The sequence below is a fragment of the Thiolapillus sp. genome (assembly GCF_048562965.1).
GTDB classification, from domain to species: Bacteria; Pseudomonadota; Gammaproteobacteria; order Chromatiales; family Chromatiaceae; genus Thiolapillus; species Thiolapillus brandeum_A.
Genome location: NZ_JBHNMF010000306.1, coordinates 1 through 1,945, shown reverse-complemented (window position 1 = coordinate 1,945; position 1,945 = coordinate 1). Strand labels below are relative to the sequence as shown.

4 protein-coding genes are annotated in these 1,945 nt (G+C 59.7%); all 4 read right to left on the bottom strand.

Features of this window, described 5'->3' with window-relative positions:
• A partial coding sequence (locus tag ACOCD2_RS13735) for a hypothetical protein (protein WP_293672802.1) occupies positions 1-269 on the bottom strand: 269 nt, incomplete at its 3' end.
• Positions 247-1,260: an AAA family ATPase gene (locus ACOCD2_RS13730; RefSeq protein ID WP_293652721.1), complete on the bottom strand. Its 1,014-nt coding sequence runs from the start codon at positions 1,258-1,260 to the stop codon at positions 247-249. The genes ACOCD2_RS13730 and ACOCD2_RS13735, both read right to left, overlap by 23 nt.
• A gap of 175 nt (positions 1,261-1,435) precedes the next feature.
• Positions 1,436-1,672 (bottom strand): hypothetical protein, encoded by a 237-nt coding sequence (locus tag ACOCD2_RS13725; protein WP_293652720.1) that lies wholly within the window; start codon positions 1,670-1,672, stop codon positions 1,436-1,438.
• A gap of 65 nt (positions 1,673-1,737) precedes the next feature.
• On the bottom strand, positions 1,738-1,945 hold a 208-nt coding region (locus ACOCD2_RS13720; protein WP_293672800.1), incomplete at its 5' end, for a hypothetical protein.

Genomic DNA, 1,945 nt, shown 5'->3' with positions numbered 1-1,945 from the left:
CCAGCCAGGATCTCGAGGTACTTGGTGGGCGGTTGGTACTCTTCGTACCCCTTCCGCTTTTTAGCCCTTTCAAGCTCCCAAGCCTTATCCGGGCCGTTGGAGTGATGCGGGTAGACCACCTGACGGAGTTTCGAGCCGAAGCGACCGTACTTGGCCACCACCTTGTCCTGGTATTCCAGGACGTGGTAGACCTTATCCGATGCCCCGTCGGTGTATCGGAGGTAGGTCGCCCGGCGAGGACGCTCACTACTCATCGCCGGATCCCCCATACACCGGGCCGTCCACCGGGCTTACGCCCTTGCGACGGGCCTGTTCGAGGTAATCCTCGAAATCCGTATCAACGGTCTGGGCCAGGTCGTACAGGACCTCCACCTCGCCATCGGGCAAGCCGTTGGTGAAGGCGTGTGCCAACCCCAAAAACATGGGGTGGACACCCCGGGCATGGGCTGCGTTCTTGAACGCCTCGGTGAATTTTCCCCAGCGGACCAAAATTCTGGTTGAGAACGCCGCGCTGAAATTCACCGCGGGGTTCTCGGTCGCCGTCCGGGCCGCGTCCGCCAAGGCCACCATGGCCTCCAGGTCGGTCTCCCCCAGCTGGGTCGTGACCCGCTGGAGGATTTTGAGTTCCTCCTCCGCTGAAGGATATGGCACCTTCAAGAAGGAGAACCTGGACAGCGTGGCCGCGTTCTGCAACTTAGTCCCCAGGTAGGACGCATTGGCCATGGCATCCGCACCCGTGGTGTTGCCACAGGCGATGAAGCGGAACCCTGGCGCTGGCTTGATCACCTCGCCCCCATTGTCATCCAGGGTGAGGTTTCCACCGGCCAACACATTGTTGGCCTCTGCCAGCTGGTCGGGCGGGGTCAGATCCGCCTCGTCCACCACGAACCATCCGCCGGTCAGCATGGCCAGCGGAAGGGGACCGTAGTTGAAGACAGTTTCCCCTTCCAGCAACCCCATGCTCCCGACCCAGCGGGAGAAGGCATCCTCGTTCTTCCCGGTGGTGTAAAACACCGGGATCTCCAGGCGGGCGGCCACCTGGAGGACGAAGGATGTCTTCCCCGAACCCGTCGGACCCTCGAACCAGAGGGGCTCCTTGGTCATCAAATGATGACCGAGGAAGTCCCCAAGGAGGCGTTCCCGGAACACGAAGTCCGGGGCGACCTCCGGGACGTTATCCCCACACGGTCCGGCGGGGATAACGAATTCGTCCGGCGCATTGATACCGAACGCTTCAGCGATTTTTATCGCTTTGCTCATGTTTTTTTCTCCTGTAGGTCGTCATCCCACGGTTGAATGTCTATGCCGGTGACGAGCCGGCTGGTTGAATAATGACGCTTTTTACCTCGCGTTAAGAGGACTCCGAAGAGCAAAAACAGTAACTTTCCCCATTGTGTTCTGTTGCCAGAACACAACAGGAAAGCAACGGTTCGCTTTACGGTCGAACAACCACGTCGTCTGACGGGCGGATCACACGATGAGCTTGTGCCCAAACCCGAATCATGATCGCCAGTGAATGATGATCAAGATGATGGTATTGCTTCAGAAGGCCTGGCAGCTTCCTTGGTTTTCCGCCGGACAGATACATAGCGTTCTCCCGGGGGTTGTAGCGGTAAACCATGTTTGCCTCCTGTATTGATTGAACCCCCCCGATGGACACCGTGATGCCCATGGGGGGAATCCAACCAATGGTTGGCAATAAGAGGGAGTCCCGAAGGACTCCCCTGCTGGTTTACGTTACATGGCCTGAAGGTCTGCCAAGACCTTCTTGGCTTCGGCAAAGTTCCCGTAAGCGGGAACTTCTTTCAGGCCCTTCTTTTTCGCCAACACCTCGATGCGGCGAACGAAGCCCCGTGGGACATCGCTCGGCGCGGTGCTGGCCGTGGCCGGCGCCGCCGGGGGCGGGCTCTCGATGGCGGAGCCGGCGGAGGCTTCCGTGGCGGCG

Bases quoted from the DNA above. Each gene is read 5' to 3' on its own strand.
- ACOCD2_RS13730 (WP_293652721.1), bottom strand. From the start codon at position 1,260: ATGAGCAAAGCGATAAAAATCGCTGAAGCGTTCGGTATCAATGCGCCG.
- ACOCD2_RS13725 (WP_293652720.1), bottom strand. From the start codon at position 1,672: ATGGGCATCACGGTGTCCATCGGGGGGGTTCAATCAATACAGGAGGCA.